Origin of the sequence: Streptomyces sp. MnatMP-M17 (assembly GCF_900091995.1) — a bacterium.
Classification (GTDB): Bacteria; Actinomycetota; Actinomycetes; order Streptomycetales; family Streptomycetaceae; genus Streptomyces.
Genome location: NZ_FMDK01000212.1, coordinates 1 through 15,505, shown reverse-complemented (window position 1 = coordinate 15,505; position 15,505 = coordinate 1). Strand labels below are relative to the sequence as shown.

Annotated in this window: 21 protein-coding genes and 1 pseudogene; 20 read left to right on the top strand and 2 right to left on the bottom strand. The window is 67.7% G+C overall.

The window, feature by feature from the left end:
* The first annotated feature begins 93 nt into the window (after nucleotides 1–93).
* The 20 genes from rplN (at nucleotide 94) to truA (ending at nucleotide 12,048) form a co-directional block, all read left to right on the top strand.
* Nucleotides 94–462, top strand: a complete 369-nt coding sequence (rplN, locus tag GA0115259_RS10520) for a 50S ribosomal protein L14 (RefSeq protein WP_003974257.1) — start codon at nucleotides 94–96, stop codon at nucleotides 460–462.
* 2 nt (nucleotides 463–464) lie between these two features.
* A complete protein-coding gene (gene rplX, locus GA0115259_RS10515) occupies nucleotides 465–788 on the top strand; it encodes a 50S ribosomal protein L24 (protein WP_066943600.1) in 324 nt (107 codons plus the stop codon).
* The gene (rplE, locus tag GA0115259_RS10510; protein WP_030351443.1) at nucleotides 788–1,348 is read left to right on the top strand and encodes a 50S ribosomal protein L5; all 561 of its coding nucleotides are present in this window, start codon (nucleotides 788–790) and stop codon (nucleotides 1,346–1,348) included. The genes rplX and rplE overlap by 1 nt, the downstream gene beginning before the upstream one ends.
* A 2-nt stretch (nucleotides 1,349–1,350) precedes the next feature.
* Entirely contained in the window at nucleotides 1,351–1,536 is a 186-nt protein-coding gene (locus GA0115259_RS10505; protein WP_003948630.1) for a type Z 30S ribosomal protein S14, read from the top strand.
* A gap of 235 nt (nucleotides 1,537–1,771) precedes the next feature.
* Nucleotides 1,772–2,170: a 30S ribosomal protein S8 gene (gene rpsH, locus GA0115259_RS10495; RefSeq protein WP_030351444.1), complete on the top strand. Its 399-nt coding sequence runs from the start codon at nucleotides 1,772–1,774 to the stop codon at nucleotides 2,168–2,170.
* 21 nt (nucleotides 2,171–2,191) lie between these two features.
* Entirely contained in the window at nucleotides 2,192–2,731 is a 540-nt protein-coding gene (gene rplF / locus GA0115259_RS10490) for a 50S ribosomal protein L6 (RefSeq protein WP_066943598.1), read from the top strand.
* A gap of 3 nt (nucleotides 2,732–2,734) precedes the next feature.
* Entirely contained in the window at nucleotides 2,735–3,118 is a 384-nt protein-coding gene (rplR, locus tag GA0115259_RS10485) for a 50S ribosomal protein L18 (RefSeq protein ID WP_066943596.1), read from the top strand.
* Between the two features lie 46 nt (nucleotides 3,119–3,164).
* Nucleotides 3,165–3,770, top strand: a complete 606-nt coding sequence (rpsE, locus tag GA0115259_RS10480; RefSeq protein WP_066943594.1) for a 30S ribosomal protein S5 — start codon at nucleotides 3,165–3,167, stop codon at nucleotides 3,768–3,770.
* Nucleotides 3,770–3,952: a 50S ribosomal protein L30 gene (gene rpmD, locus GA0115259_RS10475; protein WP_093594204.1), complete on the top strand. Its 183-nt coding sequence runs from the start codon at nucleotides 3,770–3,772 to the stop codon at nucleotides 3,950–3,952. Before rpsE ends, rpmD begins: the two co-directional genes overlap by 1 nt.
* A 1-nt stretch (nucleotide 3,953) precedes the next feature.
* Nucleotides 3,954–4,409 (top strand): 50S ribosomal protein L15, encoded by a 456-nt coding sequence (gene rplO, locus GA0115259_RS10470; protein WP_093594201.1) that lies wholly within the window; start codon nucleotides 3,954–3,956, stop codon nucleotides 4,407–4,409.
* A 180-nt stretch (nucleotides 4,410–4,589) separates the two neighbouring features.
* Nucleotides 4,590–5,909, top strand: coding sequence for a preprotein translocase subunit SecY (secY, locus tag GA0115259_RS10465; protein WP_066943587.1), 1,320 nt, complete (start codon nucleotides 4,590–4,592; stop codon nucleotides 5,907–5,909).
* The gene (locus GA0115259_RS10460) at nucleotides 5,909–6,568 is read left to right on the top strand and encodes an adenylate kinase (RefSeq protein ID WP_093594198.1); all 660 of its coding nucleotides are present in this window, start codon (nucleotides 5,909–5,911) and stop codon (nucleotides 6,566–6,568) included. The genes secY and GA0115259_RS10460 overlap by 1 nt, the downstream gene beginning before the upstream one ends.
* A 161-nt stretch (nucleotides 6,569–6,729) precedes the next feature.
* Nucleotides 6,730–7,566 (top strand): type I methionyl aminopeptidase, encoded by an 837-nt coding sequence (gene map / locus GA0115259_RS10455; protein WP_093594195.1) that lies wholly within the window; start codon nucleotides 6,730–6,732, stop codon nucleotides 7,564–7,566.
* A 230-nt stretch (nucleotides 7,567–7,796) separates the two neighbouring features.
* Nucleotides 7,797–8,018, top strand: coding sequence for a translation initiation factor IF-1 (gene infA, locus GA0115259_RS10450; RefSeq protein WP_003956442.1), 222 nt, complete (start codon nucleotides 7,797–7,799; stop codon nucleotides 8,016–8,018).
* A 67-nt stretch (nucleotides 8,019–8,085) separates the two neighbouring features.
* Nucleotides 8,086–8,199, top strand: coding sequence for a 50S ribosomal protein L36 (rpmJ, locus tag GA0115259_RS10445; protein ID WP_003956441.1), 114 nt, complete (start codon nucleotides 8,086–8,088; stop codon nucleotides 8,197–8,199).
* A gap of 199 nt (nucleotides 8,200–8,398) precedes the next feature.
* Nucleotides 8,399–8,779, top strand: coding sequence for a 30S ribosomal protein S13 (rpsM, locus tag GA0115259_RS10440; protein ID WP_046504684.1), 381 nt, complete (start codon nucleotides 8,399–8,401; stop codon nucleotides 8,777–8,779).
* A gap of 67 nt (nucleotides 8,780–8,846) precedes the next feature.
* On the top strand, nucleotides 8,847–9,251 hold the full coding sequence (rpsK, locus tag GA0115259_RS10435; RefSeq protein ID WP_003956432.1) for a 30S ribosomal protein S11: 405 nt from the start codon (nucleotides 8,847–8,849) through the stop codon (nucleotides 9,249–9,251).
* 141 nt (nucleotides 9,252–9,392) lie between these two features.
* The gene (locus GA0115259_RS10430) at nucleotides 9,393–10,415 is read left to right on the top strand and encodes a DNA-directed RNA polymerase subunit alpha (protein WP_003956430.1); all 1,023 of its coding nucleotides are present in this window, start codon (nucleotides 9,393–9,395) and stop codon (nucleotides 10,413–10,415) included.
* Between the two features lie 174 nt (nucleotides 10,416–10,589).
* A complete protein-coding gene (gene rplQ / locus GA0115259_RS10425; RefSeq protein WP_093594192.1) occupies nucleotides 10,590–11,108 on the top strand; it encodes a 50S ribosomal protein L17 in 519 nt (172 codons plus the stop codon).
* Between the two features lie 76 nt (nucleotides 11,109–11,184).
* Nucleotides 11,185–12,048 (top strand): tRNA pseudouridine(38-40) synthase TruA, encoded by an 864-nt coding sequence (gene truA / locus GA0115259_RS10420; RefSeq protein WP_093594189.1) that lies wholly within the window; start codon nucleotides 11,185–11,187, stop codon nucleotides 12,046–12,048.
* A gap of 15 nt (nucleotides 12,049–12,063) precedes the next feature.
* Here truA and GA0115259_RS10415 read toward each other — a convergent pair whose 3' ends face one another.
* Complete coding sequence (locus tag GA0115259_RS10415; RefSeq protein ID WP_093594186.1) at nucleotides 12,064–15,177, bottom strand: glycosyltransferase family 2 protein; 3,114 nt, start codon at nucleotides 15,175–15,177, stop codon at nucleotides 12,064–12,066.
* A 66-nt stretch (nucleotides 15,178–15,243) separates the two neighbouring features.
* Nucleotides 15,244–15,505 (bottom strand): annotated as a pseudogene (locus GA0115259_RS40175) (hypothetical protein); the annotation flags it as partial.

Sequence of the window (15,505 nt, the reverse complement as noted above, 5' to 3'; positions counted from 1 at the left end):
TTCCTCCTCGGAACAGTCCCGCCAGGCTCGGTGGGGCTCCGCTAGTCACTTGCGGAGCCCCACCGGGAACCGGCAGACGATCAGGAGATAGACGTGATCCAGCAGGAGTCGCGACTGCGTGTCGCCGACAACACGGGTGCGAAGGAAATTCTCACCATCCGTGTTCTCGGTGGCTCGGGTCGCCGCTACGCGGGCATCGGTGACGTCATCGTCGCCACCGTCAAGGACGCGATCCCCGGTGGCAACGTGAAGAAGGGTGACGTCGTCAAGGCGGTCATCGTTCGCACCGTCAAGGAGCGCCGCCGTCCGGACGGCTCGTACATCCGCTTCGACGAGAACGCCGCCGTCATTCTGAAGAACGACGGCGACCCTCGTGGCACCCGTATCTTCGGCCCGGTGGGCCGTGAGCTGCGCGAGAAGAAGTTTATGAAGATCATCTCGCTCGCTCCGGAGGTGCTGTAAGCATGAAGATCAAGAAGGGCGATCTGGTTCAGGTCATCACCGGCAAGGACAAGGGCAAGCAGGGCAAGGTCATTGTGGCCTACCCCCGCGAGGACCGCGTTCTGGTCGAGGGTGTCAACCGGGTCAAGAAGCACACCAAGGCCGGTCAGACGGCCCGCGGTTCGCAGACCGGCGGCATCGTCACCACCGAGGCCCCCGTCCATGTCAGCAATGTGCAGCTCGTCGTGGAGAAGGACGGCAAGAAGGTCGTCACCCGCGTCGGCTACCGCTTTGACGACGAGGGCAACAAGATCCGCGTTGCCAAGCGGACCGGTGAGGACATCTGATGACTGCGACCACTACCGCGCCGCGTCTGAAGCTGCGCTACCGCGAGGAGATCGCCGGCAAGCTGCGTGAGGAGTTCTCGTACGAGAACGTCATGCAGATCCCCGGCCTCGTCAAGATCGTGGTCAACATGGGTGTGGGCGACGCCGCCCGCGACTCCAAGCTGATCGAGGGCGCCATCAAGGACCTCACCACGATCACCGGCCAGAAGCCGTCGGTCACCAAGGCGCGCAAGTCCATCGCGCAGTTCAAGCTGCGTGAGGGCCAGCCGATCGGCTGCCACGTCACCCTCCGCGGTGACCGTATGTGGGAGTTCCTGGACCGTACGCTGTCGCTCGCGCTGCCGCGTATCCGTGACTTCCGCGGTCTGTCGCCGAAGCAGTTCGACGGCCGTGGCAACTACACCTTCGGTCTCACGGAGCAGGTCATGTTCCACGAGATCGACCAGGACAAGATCGACCGGGTCCGGGGCATGGACATCACCGTGGTCACCACGGCGACCAACGACGACGAGGGTCGTGCCCTCCTTCGTCACCTCGGCTTCCCGTTCAAGGAGAACTGACCGTGGCGAAGAAGGCTCTGATCGCTAAGGCCGCCCGCAAGCCGAAGTTCGGTGTGCGCGGTTACACCCGCTGCCAGCGCTGCGGCCGTCCCCACTCCGTCTACCGCAAGTTCGGCCTGTGCCGCGTGTGCCTTCGTGAGATGGCCCACCGCGGCGAGCTGCCGGGCGTGACCAAGAGTTCCTGGTAGTTCCCGTACGGGAACAACCCAGGACTCTCGGTAAGCAGTTGGCCGGTGAGCGCCCTCCCCGAAATGCCGTAGGCTTGCGGGGTTGGGCGCCCGCCGACCATCAATGCACGCGGGCCGAGCCCGCTCAGTAATGCTTACTACGCCGTAGGTCCCCGCACCGCACCCGTCCCGGCTCGACCGGGGAGAGGGATGGCGCATACAGGAAACCCCGGCGAGAGAGGCCGAAGGCCAATTCATGACCATGACTGATCCCATCGCAGACATGCTCACGCGTCTGCGCAACGCGAACTCGGCGTACCACGACGATGTCGTGATGCCGCACAGCAAGATCAAGTCGCATATCGCGGAGATCCTCCAGCAGGAGGGCTTCATCACCGGCTGGAAGGTCGAGGACGCCGAGGTCGGCAAGAACCTCGTCCTGGAGCTGAAGTTCGGCCCGAACCGCGAGCGCTCGATCGCCGGCATCAAGCGCATCTCCAAGCCGGGTCTGCGTGTTTACGCGAAGTCCACCAATCTGCCGAAGGTCCTGGGCGGCCTGGGCGTGGCGATCATCTCCACGTCCCACGGTCTCCTGACCGGGCAGCAGGCCAGCAAGAAGGGCGTGGGTGGGGAAGTCCTCGCCTACGTCTGGTAATCGGGAACGGAGGAAAAGCTCATGTCGCGAATCGGCAAGCTCCCCATCCAGGTTCCCGCTGGTGTGGACGTCACCATCGACGGCCGTACGGTCGCGGTGAAGGGCCCCAAGGGCACCCTCTCGCACACCGTCGCCGCGCCGATCGAGGTCACCAAGGGCGAGGACGGCATCCTCACGGTGTCGCGCCCGAACGACGAGCGTCAGAACAAGGCCCTGCACGGCCTGTCCCGCACGCTGGTGGCGAACATGATCACCGGCGTGACCCAGGGATACGTCAAGGCGCTCGAAATCAGCGGTGTCGGTTACCGCGTCCAGGCGAAGGGCTCCAACCTGGAGTTCGCCCTGGGCTACAGCCACCCGATCCTCATCGAGGCGCCCGAAGGCATCTCCTTCAAGGTCGAGTCGCCCACGAAGTTCTCTGTCGAGGGCATCGACAAGCAGAAGGTCGGCGAGGTCGCGGCGAACATCCGCAAGCTGCGGAAGCCCGACCCGTACAAGGCCAAGGGCGTCAAGTACGCCGGCGAGGTCATCCGCCGCAAGGTCGGAAAGGCTGGTAAGTAAGCCATGGCATACGGTGTGAAGATCGCCAAGGGCAAGGCCTACAAGGCCGCTGCCATCAAGCGCCGCCACATTCGCGTCCGCAAGAAGGTCTCGGGCACGCAGGAGCGCCCGCGCCTCGTCGTGACGCGTTCCAACCGCCACATGGTGGCTCAGGTCATCGACGACATCGCGGGCCACACGCTCGCGTCGGCGTCGACCCTGGACACCTCGATCCGTGGCACCGAAGGTGACAAGAGCGCCCAGGCCAAGCAGGTCGGGTCGCTGGTCGCCGAGCGCGCCAAGGCGGCCGGTGTCGAGGCCGTCGTGTTCGACCGTGGTGGCAACCAGTACGCCGGGCGGATTGCCGCTCTGGCCGACGCCGCCCGCGAGGCCGGGCTGAAGTTCTAGGCCCCGGTTCCGGAGCTAGCGGACGTAACAGAGAGAGGTAAATCCAATGGCTGGACCCCAGCGCCGCGGAAGCGGTGCCGGTGGCGGCGAGCGGCGGGACCGGAAGGGCCGTGACGGCGGTTCGGCTGCCGCCGAGAAGACCGCGTACGTCGAGCGTGTCGTCGCGATCAACCGTGTCGCCAAGGTTGTGAAGGGTGGTCGTCGCTTCAGCTTCACCGCGCTGGTCGTGGTGGGCGACGGTGACGGCACCGTGGGTGTCGGTTACGGCAAGGCCAAGGAGGTGCCGGCCGCCATCGCCAAGGGCGTTGAGGAGGCCAAGAAGCACTTCTTCAAGGTCCCCCGTATCCAGGGCACCATCCCGCACCCGATCCAGGGCGAGAAGGCCGCGGGCGTCGTCCTGCTCAAGCCGGCTTCCCCCGGTACCGGCGTGATCGCCGGTGGCCCGGTGCGTGCCGTGCTGGAGTGCGCGGGCGTCCACGACATCCTGTCGAAGTCGCTCGGCTCCGACAACGCGATCAACATCGTGCACGCGACGGTGGCGGCCCTCCAGGGCCTCCAGCGCCCCGAGGAGATCGCGGCCCGCCGCGGTCTGCCCCTTGAGGACGTCGCTCCCGCGGCTCTGCTGCGTGCGCGTGCGGGAGCGGGTGCGTGATGGCCCGTCTCAAGATCACGCAGACGAAGTCGTACATCGGCAGCAAGCAGAACCACCGCGACACCCTGCGCTCGCTCGGGCTCAAGCGCCTGCACGACGTGGTTGTCAAGGATGACCGTCCCGAGTTCCGCGGCATGGTGCACACCGTCCGCCACCTCGTGACGGTTGAGGAGGTCGACTGACATGGCGGAGAACAACCCGCTGAAGGTCCACAACCTCCGTCCTGCTCCGGGCGCCAAGACCGCCAAGACCCGTGTGGGCCGTGGTGAGGCGTCCAAGGGCAAGACCGCTGGTCGTGGCACCAAGGGCACCAAGGCCCGCTACCAGGTTCCGGAGCGCTTCGAGGGCGGGCAGATGCCCCTCCACATGCGTCTTCCGAAGCTCAAGGGCTTCAAGAACCCGTTCCGCACCGAGTACCAGGTCGTGAACCTGGACAAGCTCTCCGCGCTCTACCCCGAGGGCGGCGAGGTCACGGTGGCCGATCTGGTCTCCAAGGGCGCGGTACGCAAGAACAGCCTCGTCAAGGTCCTGGGCCAGGGCGAGATCTCCGTGGCACTCACGGTGACGGTGGACGCCGTCTCCGGGTCCGCCAAGGAGAAGATTGCCGCCGCCGGCGGCACCGTCACCGAGCTCGTCTGAGAGAACTCGATGGCCTGAACACCCGACCGGGGATGTCTCTCACACGAGGCATCCCCGGTTGGTCGTTCCTAGGGGGGCACAGTCGCCGGTAAGGTGGCGTGCATTGTTGCTTGTTCCTTATCCGTCGATCCTCAAGACCGTCACCCTTGACGCAGTAGCGCGGGGGTCGCAGGAGGCACCGTGCTCACCGCGTTCGCCCGGGCGTTCAAGACGCCCGACCTGCGCAAGAAGCTGCTCTTCACGCTCGGCATCATCGTGCTGTACCGGCTCGGGGCACACATCCCCGTACCAGGTGTCAGCTACGAGAATGTCCAGACCTGTGTCGATGCGGCCCAGAAGGGCAATAACAGCCTGTTCGGCCTCGTGAACATGTTCAGTGGCGGGGCGCTGCTGCAGATCACGATCTTCGCGCTCGGCATCATGCCGTACATCACCGCGAGCATCATCCTTCAGCTGCTGACCGTGGTGATCCCCAGGCTGGAGGCCCTCAAGAAGGAGGGCCAGTCCGGTCAGGCCAAGATCACCCAGTACACCCGTTATCTGACGGTCGCCCTCGCCGTCCTCCAGGGAACCGGTCTGGTCGCCACCGCGCGCAGCGGTGCGCTCTTCAGCGGCTGTCCGGTCGCCTCGGAGATCGTTCCCGACCAGTCGATCTTCGTCACCGTCACCATGGTGATCACCATGACCGCGGGCACCGCGGCCGTCATGTGGCTCGGTGAGCTCATCACCGACCGCGGCATCGGCAACGGCATGTCCATCCTGATGTTCATCTCGATCGCGGCCGGCTTCCCGGGCGCGCTCTGGGCCATCAAGCAGAGCGGCACGCTCGCCAAGGGCTGGATCGAGTTCGGCACGGTCATCCTGATCGGCTTCGTGATGGTGGGCCTGGTCGTCTTCGTCGAACAGGCGCAGCGCCGGATCCCCGTTCAGTACGCGAAGCGCATGATCGGCCGCCGGTCCTACGGCGGTACGTCGACCTATATCCCGCTCAAGGTGAACCAGGCCGGTGTGATCCCGGTCATCTTCGCCTCGTCGCTGCTCTACATCCCGGCCCTGGTCGCGCAGTTCTCCAGCTCGCAGGCCGGATGGAAGACCTGGATCGAGGCGCACTTCGTCAAGGGCGACCATCCGTACTACATCGCGACGTACTTCCTGCTGATCGTGTTCTTCGCCTTCTTCTACGTGGCGATCTCCTTCAACCCTGAAGAAGTCGCGGACAACATGAAGAAGTATGGTGGCTTCATCCCGGGCATCCGGGCAGGTCGCCCGACCGCCGAGTATCTGAGTTACGTGCTCAACAGGATCACTTGGCCGGGCTCGCTGTACCTGGGTCTGATCGCTCTTGTCCCGACGATGGCGTTGGCGGGCTTCGGAGGCGCGAACCAGAACTTCCCGTTCGGCGGGACGAGCATCCTGATCATCGTGGGTGTGGGTCTGGAGACCGTGAAGCAGATCGAGAGCCAGCTTCAGCAGCGCAACTACGAAGGGTTCCTCCGCTGATGCGAATCGTCCTCGTCGGACCGCCCGGTGCCGGCAAGGGAACGCAGGCCGCGTACCTTGCCAAGAACCTCTCGGTACCGCACATCTCCACGGGCGACCTCTTCCGGGCCAACATCAGCCAGGGCACCGAGCTGGGCAAGCAGGCGAAGGCGTTCATGGACGCCGGAAATCTGGTGCCCGACGAGGTGACGATCGCGATGGCCCTGGAGCGCATGTCCCAGCCGGACGCCGTGAACGGCTTCCTGCTGGACGGTTTTCCGCGGAATGTGTCGCAGGCGGAGGCGCTGGACGAGGCGCTCAAGCGCGAGGGACTGAAGCTGGACGCGGTGCTGGACCTGGAGGTCCCCGAGGACGAGGTCGTGAAGCGGATCGCCGGCCGGCGTATCTGCCGCAACGAGAGCGCGCATGTCTTCCATGTCACCTACAGCCCGCCGGAGGTACCGGGCGTCTGTGACCACTGCGGCGGCGAGCTCTACCAGCGGGACGACGACTCCGAGGAGACGGTGCGGACGCGGCTGGAGGTCTATCACACCCAGACCGAGCCGATCATCGATCACTACCGGGCCCAGGGCCTGGTGGTCACGATCTCCGCGCTGGGCAAGGTCACCGAGGTGACCGAGCGCGCGATGCGGGCACTCCAGGGAGACCAGGCCGCCTAGGCAGGGTCTCGCCGGTGGCAAGAAGGCAGTAAGCGTACGGCCGTGGTGGCCCTCGGGCACCACGGCCGTAGTGTTGACCGGGTGTTGTGCGGGGCGCGGCACCGTCAGACGAAACGTATCGGTACGAGTCCGGATCCGGAGTCAGGGTGGAAGGCAGAACGATGGTGGAGATCAAGACTCCCGAGCAGATCGCGAAGATGCGCGAGGCGGGACTGGTCGTCGCCGCCGTGCACGCGGCCACCCGCGCGGCTGCCGTGCCGGGCGCCACCACCAGGGATCTGGACGAGGTCGCCCGTCAGGTGCTCTCCGAGCACGGCGCGAAGTCGAACTTCCTCGGATACGGCGGCTTCCCCGCGACGATCTGCACCTCGGTCAACGAGGTCGTCGTCCACGGCATCCCGGACGACAAGACCGTGCTCAAGGACGGTGACATCATCTCCGTCGACGCCGGCGCGATCATCGACGGCTGGCACGGCGACGCGGCTTTCACCGTATTCGTGGGCTCCGGTCACGCTCCGGAGCTCATCGAGCTCTCCCGGGTGACCGAGGAGTCGATGTGGGCCGGGATCGCGGCGATGCGCAACGGCAGCAGACTGGTGGACGTGTCGCGCGCGATCGAGACGTACATCCGGCGCCAGCCCCGTCCCGGCGGCGGCAAGTACGGGATCATCGAGGAGTACGGCGGCCATGGCATCGGCTCGCAGATGCATATGGACCCGCATCTGCTGAACTATGTCTCCCGCAAGCGCGGCAAGGGGCCCAAGCTGGTGCCCGGCTTCTGTCTGGCGATCGAGCCGATGGTCTCGCTCGGTACGCCGCACACCGAGGTGCTGGCGGACGAGTGGACGGTCATCACGACGGACGGCACCTGGTCCGCCCACTGGGAGCACTCGGTGGCTCTCACCGAGCAGGGCCCGCTGGTGCTGACCTCGCCGGACTGCGGCCGGGCGAAGCTGGCGGAGCTGGGCATCACGGCGGCGCCCGATCCGCTGGCCTGAGCGCCCGGCCCGATGGACAGGCCCCGGATCCAGGGCATCGGACGGCCGGTTCGCTTAAGGATCTCCAGGGCGGGCAAACTTCACGGATTCGTCTTTCCGGGTGTGCTGCCGTAGACTGACGCGTCGGCTCTGGTGTACCCGTGTGTCCGTATGCGGTTGCTACGTCTAGCAACTGTCGCGACCGCATGGCTGCCGGAGTTGATCAAGGTAGCCGATTCGAAGGGCGAAGCGTGGCCAAGAAGCAAGGTGCCATCGAAATTGAGGGCACCGTGATCGAGTCCCTCCCGAACGCCATGTTCAAGGTGGAGCTCCAGAACGGTCACAAGGTCCTCGCGCACATCAGCGGCAAGATGCGGATGCACTACATCCGGATCCTTCCCGATGACCGGGTCGTGGTGGAGCTGTCTCCGTACGACCTGACGCGTGGCCGGATCGTCTACCGATACAAGTAGATCTTGCTGAGCATCCCGGACACCGTGTGCACGGGCTGTCAGCACTGACCCGGAGAACCTCAATCCCATGAAGGTCAAGCCGAGCGTCAAGAAGATCTGCGACAAGTGCAAGGTGATCCGCCGTCACGGCCGGGTCATGGTCATCTGCGACAACCTGCGCCACAAGCAGCGCCAGGGCTGACGCACGACCGCCTGCCTCTCGCAGTACTTCGCGCGACGCGAGCAAACTCGTAATTACGCAGTGTCCGGTTCCCGTACGCGGGTGACCGACACCTCCGGCGGAGGCCGGGGACCCGGACCGGGCGTCTCTCGTACAGACGAGGCGCCGGCGGCCGGGAGAGTCACTGCGGAAGACCTCCGAACATCAACAGGAGCCATGAATGGCACGCCTCGCAGGCGTTGACCTTCCGCGCGAAAAGCGCGTCGAGGTCGCCCTCACCTATGTCTTCGGTATCGGGCGCACCCGGTCCAAGGAGACGCTCGCCGCCACCGGCGTCGACCCGAACGTCCGCGTCCGCGATCTCGCCGAGGAAGACCTCGTCAAGATCCGCGAGTACGTCGACGCCAACCTCAAGACCGAGGGTGACCTCCGTCGCGAGATCGCCGCCGACATCCGCCGCAAGGTCGAGATCGGCTGCTACCAGGGTCTGCGTCACCGCCGTGGCCTGCCGGTGCACGGTCAGCGCACCAGCACGAACGCCCGTACCCGCAAGGGCCCGCGTCGCGCCATCGCCGGCAAGAAGAAGCCGGGCAAGAAGTAGTCCTCAGCGGACGCTCATCAGCGGTCTTCGCTGTAGGACCGATCACCTCCTCGCAGGAAGTCAAAACATGCCTCCTAAGGGCCGACAGGGCGCAGCCAAGAAGGTGCGCCGCAAGGAAAAGAAGAACGTCGCTCATGGGCACGCCCACATCAAGAGCACGTTCAACAACACGATCGTCTCGATCACGGACCCTTCGGGCAATGTGATCTCCTGGGCCTCCGCCGGCCATGTCGGCTTCAAGGGCTCGCGCAAGTCCACGCCCTTCGCCGCGCAGATGGCCGCCGAGTCGGCCGCCCGCCGCGCGCAGGAGCACGGCATGCGCAAGGTCGACGTCTTCGTCAAGGGCCCCGGCTCCGGCCGTGAGACCGCGATCCGCTCGCTCCAGGCCACCGGCCTGGAGGTGGGCTCGATCCAGGACGTCACTCCCACCCCGCACAACGGCTGCCGCCCGCCCAAGCGGAGGCGCGTCTGACCGCAGATGCGCTTGTCGCATCTGAGGTTGATGTGCGGTATGGGCGGCTCGGCGCTTTCGTGCCGTGCCGCCCGTACTCTTGAACGGAGCAGTACCGAAGGACGTCAAATAGCGGGCGTCCCCAACTGAAGGATTTCACGCATGCTTATCGCTCAGCGTCCGTCGCTGACCGAAGAGGTCGTCGACGAATACCGTTCGCGGTTCGTCATCGAGCCGCTGGAGCCGGGCTTCGGCTACACGCTCGGCAACTCGCTCCGCCGTACGCTTCTCTCCTCGATCCCGGGCGCCGCTGTCACCAGCATCCGGATCGACGGTGTCCTGCACGAGTTCACCACCGTGCCGGGCGTCAAGGAGGACGTCACCGACCTCATCCTCAACATCAAGCAGCTCGTCGTCTCCTCGGAGCACGACGAGCCGGTCGTGATGTATCTGCGCAAGCAGGGCCCCGGCCTGGTGACCGCCGCCGACATCGCGCCGCCGGCTGGCGTCGAGGTCCACAACCCGGACCTCGTACTGGCGACGCTGAACGGCAAGGGCAAGCTGGAGATGGAGCTGACCGTCGAGCGCGGTCGCGGCTATGTCTCCGCCGTGCAGAACAAGCAGGTGGGCCAGGAGATCGGCCGTATTCCGGTCGACTCGATCTACTCGCCCGTGCTCAAGGTCACCTACAAGGTCGAGGCGACCCGAGTCGAGCAGCGCACCGACTTCGACAAGCTGATCGTCGATGTCGAGACCAAGCAGGCCATGCGACCGCGTGACGCCATGGCGTCCGCCGGCAAGACGCTGGTCGAGCTGTTCGGTCTGGCGCGCGAGCTGAACATCGACGCCGAGGGCATCGACATGGGCCCGTCGCCCACGGACGCCGCGCTCGCCGCCGATCTCGCCCTGCCGATCGAGGAGCTGGAGCTCACCGTTCGGTCGTACAACTGCCTCAAGCGCGAGGGCATCCACTCCGTGGGTGAGCTGGTGGCGCGCTCCGAGGCCGATCTGCTCGACATCCGCAACTTCGGTGCCAAGTCGATCGACGAGGTCAAGGCGAAGCTCGCGGGCATGGGCCTGGCGCTCAAGGACAGCCCGCCCGGATTCGACCCGACGGCCGCGGCGGACGCGTTCGGCGCGGACGACGACGCGGACGCCGGCTTCGTGGAGACCGAGCAGTACTGAGCCCCTGGCCGGGGCGGAGGCTTTGTCCTCAATCGCCGGACGAGCTTGATTGTGCCGGGTCCGGGGCTTGAACAGCTCGGACAGGCTGAATGTGAACGCTTCCGGCGGGCAGCAGCCCGTCGGTAACTGACACCGGTACCTGATACGGCCGGTGCAGACACAAGGAGACACACCATGCCGAAGCCCGCCAAGGGCGCCCGTCTGGGCGGCAGCGCAGCGCACGAGAAGCTGCTTCTCGCGAACCTCGCGAAGTCGCTCTTCGAGCACGGCCGCATCACCACGACCGAGGCCAAGGCCCGCCGCCTGCGTCCGGTCGCGGAGCGTTTCATCACCAAGGCGAAGAAGGGCGACATCCACAACCGTCGTCTGGTCCTTCAGTCGATCACGGACAAGGGCGTCGTCCACACGCTCTTCACCGAGATCGCGCCGCGGTACGAGAACCGCCCCGGTGGCTACACCCGTATCACCAAGATCGGCAACCGTCGTGGCGACAACGCCCCGATGGCGGTCATCGAGCTGGTCGAGGCGCTGACCGTGGCGCAGCAGGCGACCGGTGAGGCCGAGGCCGCGACCAAGCGCGCGGTCAAGGAGGACGCCCTCAAGAAGGACGAGGCTCCGGCCGAGACCGTCGAGGACGCCAAGCCGGCCGACGCCGAGGCCAAGGCCGACGAGGCCGAGTCCAAGGACGCCTGAGCGTACGGACGACGGCTGACGGACGGGCTCGCTCCCTCACGGGGGCGGGCCCGTTCGGCTGTGAAGGGAGCGGCAGGTGAACGAGGACATTGAGGGCGCGGCGCCCGGTTTCGTACGGGTGCGGCTGGATCTCTCGTACGACGGCAAGGACTTCTCCGGCTGGGCGAAGCAGGCGAACCGGCGCACCGTCCAGGGTGACATCGAGGACGCGCTGCGTACGGTGACACGGTCGGGCCAGACATACGAGCTGACCGTCGCCGGGCGTACGGACGCGGGCGTGCACGCCCGCGGACAGGTCGCGCATGTCGATCTGCCGGAGTCCGTGTGGGCCGAGCACCGGGAGCGGCTGCTGCGGCGGCTCGCCGGGCGGCTGGCCCATGATGTACGGGTCTGGCAGGTCGCGGAGGCGCCCGCCGGCTTCAACGCGCGCTTCTCCGCGCTCTGGCGGCGGTACGCGTACCGCGTGGTGGACCATCCCGGCGGTGTCGATCCGCTGCTGCGCGGTCATGTGCTCTGGCACGACTGGCCGTTGGACGTCGAGGCGATGAACGCGGCGTCGGCCGGGCTGCTCGGCGAGCACGACTTCGCGGCGTACTGCAAGAGGCGCGAGGGCGCGACGACCATCCGTACGCTCCAGCGGCTGGACTGGGAGCGGGACGCGCACGGCGTGATCACCGCGACCGTACGGGCCGATGCCTTCTGCCACAACATGGTGCGTTCGCTGGTGGGCGCGCTGCTGTTCGTGGGCGATGGACACCGGCCCGTGGAGTGGCCGGCGAAGGTGCTGGCGGCGGGCGTGCGGGACTCGGCGGTGCATGTCGTACGGCCGCACGGGCTCACGCTGGAGGAAGTCGGCTATCCGGCCGACGCGTTGCTGGCCTCCCGCAGCCGGGAGGCGCGCAACAAGCGGACGCTGGGCGGCGGTTCCGTCTGCTGCTGATCGCGGCGGACCGGTTCAGGCGCGGCGTAGGCGGCGGGCCGTCCTTCGCAGCAGGCCCGGTTTCTTGGGCTCGGGTGGCTCGGGTGGCTTGGGGGCGGCCACGCGCAGGGACAGATCCGTCTGCGGATTGGTCCAGTACGGCGTGATACGGCGGTCCGGCGCGGTCGGGTGCGGTACGGGCCTCAGCCGCTCCGGGACGTCCGGGCCGCGCAGTGCGCCGAGCCGGGCGGTCTTCGTCCAGCCGAGCGCGGTGAGCCGTACGTACAGATCCCAGACGCCGTCCTTGAGCGGTGAACCGTCCACGGCGGTGGCGGGATCGAGCAGCGCGGTCCCGGCGACACTCAGGGTGCCGCCCTGGTGGCGGACGGTGAGATCGGTCGGCAGCCGGTGTTCGGCGCCGCCCGCGCGCTCGCGCAGGACGAGCACGGCGGAGGCCTTCTCGGGCAGGGCGCCGCCGGTGAGCGGCTCCTGCGCGAAGCGCTCGCGCAGGGCGGCGGGGAGACCGGCCGGTACGAGGGACGGCTTGCCGTCGCCCGTGGTGGTGAGGCCCAACGGAGCCTCGGCGGCGAGCGGTTCGGCGGTGAAGGCGATCCGGAGCCGCCCGTCGTCCTGCCAGGAGAGCGCGTCCAGCCGGGCGCGGCAGCCGACGGAGGCCTCCCAGCTGGCGAGTGCCATGAGATCGTCCGGGCGGTCGTCGATGATCAGCCCGACGGCCAGCCGGCGCGCGGTGGGCAGTCCCGCCACGGCCGTACGGGAGATACCGTCCACGACGACCTTGCGGATCTCGTAGAACAGCTCGCGCCGCGCGTCCTCGTCCAGATCGAGCAGCCGCTTGCCGCTCAGCCGGTCCAGGATCTCCACGCGCAGCCAGCGCCGGTGCAGCCGGTCCCGGGTGGCTCCGGGCCCGGTGAGTCCGTCGGTGAGCTCCAGGAGCCCGCTCAGCGCGCCGTAGAACGCGGCCGGGGCCACGGGCGGCTGTCCCGTACGCGGCGGCCCGTACTGGTAGCAGACACGGCTGCCCAGGACGGCCGCACGGCCCGCCCGCAGCGTCGCCTCGGCGGTGAACGCCTGACCGGCCAGCGGCCTGCCCTCGGCGAAGCGGAGCCCGTGCTCGGCGAGGAAGGCGCGGTCGAAGAGCTTGTCGGGCGTGAGGCTGTCGGCCAGCGGATCCTTGGCGAGAGTGGCCCGTGGCCGGTCCCGTACGAACAGCTCGCGCGGCACAGGTCTGCCCTTGGCGGCCGGTTTGCCCGCGACGATGTCGGCGTCGTGCTCGACGCCGTACGCGTACATATGCTCCAGGGCGTCCGCGGTGAGACGGTCGCCGGGCTCCATGAAGATCACATACGAGCCGGTGGCGGCGTCGGCGCCCGCGTTGCGCGGCTCGGTGCCCGGCGGTGTCTGTGCCACCGGGATCACCTCGATGTCCCGGGCGGGCAAGGTCTGGGCGGTCAGCGAGGCGAGCGTGGACTCGACGGCCGCCGGATCCGCACCGGCCGTGGGCAGGACGACGCTGACCTTCGGCGGACGGGCATGAGGCGCCGCGTCGGTCGCGCGTACGGTCAGGGCGAGGCCCTCGCCGTCCAGCACGGCGGTGATCTCCCGGCCGCCGAGGATCTCCGGAGCGGGCAGATCCACCTCGCCGGGCGCGGTGCTCTCACCGAGCCGCGCGTACCGGTCGAATCCGGCGCCCATCAGCCGGATCTGCACCTCCCAGGCGCCCTCGGCCAGTGGTGCGCCGCCGGCGGCGCGGAGCGGATCCACGGCGAAGGTGCCGCGTACGACGGGACGGACGAGCACGGTGCTGTCGTCCACGGTGTCGTCGTCCGTGGCGTCCCCGGCCTGTGGCACGGGTGGCGCGGGCTCCTCTTCGAGTACGAGAGACACCTCGCGCGGCATCACCCACACATGCGCGGTCTCCGTGTGCCGCAGCAGCACATCGGCCTTGAAGCTCTTCAGCTCGTCGGTCACCTCGACGGGCTCGGAGAGGACACCGTCCGTCAGGGCCGGTGCGAGGAAGTACCGCTCGCCGCGCCGGGCCAGCAGCAGCCCCGAGCCGTCTCCCGGATCGTCTTCGAAACGCGCGGTGAAGGAGGCCTTGAACCGGTCGCGGTTCCAGACCGGCCGCCCGACCGCGCACCGCGCCACCAGATCGCTCTGGCGACGCGTGAACTCGGTGAGATCCTCGCGCCTGTCCGCCCGGAGCAGGACCGATCTGGTGCGCTGTACGGCGGCCAGTCCGCGCTCCACACCGTCCGTCATGAACTCCTCGGCCAGCTCGCGCACGGCCTCGTACGGATCGTCGCGGAACGGCGGATCGATCAGCAGCCCGCGCGGCGGCACACCGAGCCGGTGCAGCATCTCCACCCGGTAGAAGCGGCGCAGCAGCCGGTCGCGCTCGGCTCCCGGCCCGGTGCCTTCGACGACCGTCGCCATGACCTGGCGCAGATTGCCGTAGTACCACCGCGGATCCATGGCCGCCGTGCCCGCGTTCTCGGCGTCCTCGCGGGCCCAGTACGTGTAGCAGACGTAGTCGCCGAGCACGGAGACGACGGACGCCTTGAGATAGGCGCGGACCATGAAGAGCTGGTCCTCCAGGATCCACGGCCCTTCGGGATGCGCGATGCCGTGCTCGCGCAGGAACGCCGTGCGGAACATCTTGTGCGGTGTGAGGCTGTCGATGAGCGGCGCGTTCCACACCGTGGCGCTCTCGCGGCTCCGGCTCATCAGACCGTACGGAACGCCACGGCTGCGGAAGTTGCTGGCGACCTTGCCGATCACGATGTCGGAGCCGTTGCGCCGGCCCATCTCGTACAGCCGCTCCAGCGCCTCCGGCGCCATACGGTCGTCGTGGTCCACGAACTGCACGTACGCGCCGTTCGCCCGCTCCACTCCGACATTGCGCGGCTTGCCCGGCCAGCCCGAGTTCGGGATACGCGTCATACGGAAGTGGTCGTGGGCGGCGACCAGTGCCTCCAGATGCTCGGGCGTCCTGTCGGTCGAGCCGTCGTCGACGAAGAGCACCTCGAACTCGGAGCTGGGCAGTGTCTGCCGCAGCATCGACTCGACCAATGGCTCGATGTGGCGTCCCGAGTTGTACGTCGGGACCACCACAGTGACTTTGACCGCCATCCGCCCCACACCTTCTTGATGCTCACCGTTACCGCACAGGTCGCACAGACTTTACGCGGGCCGCCTTTACGCGGACCGCATGTGCGGTATGCCGGAGAGCGAGGCGAGCGGGGGCGCGGCGCACGGCGTCGGTGCCGCGGACAGCCTGACGGCCTCCGGCGCGAGCGTCACTCCGCAGCCGACGCGGATGCCGGACGGCAGTTCATTGCCCGCGCCGACCTTGGCGCCGTCGCCGACGACCACCGCGTCGAGCGTGGAGTCCGTACCGACCACGGCGTACCGGCCGATCACGCTGCGGCGGACGCGGGCGCCCGCGGCGATCCGGGCG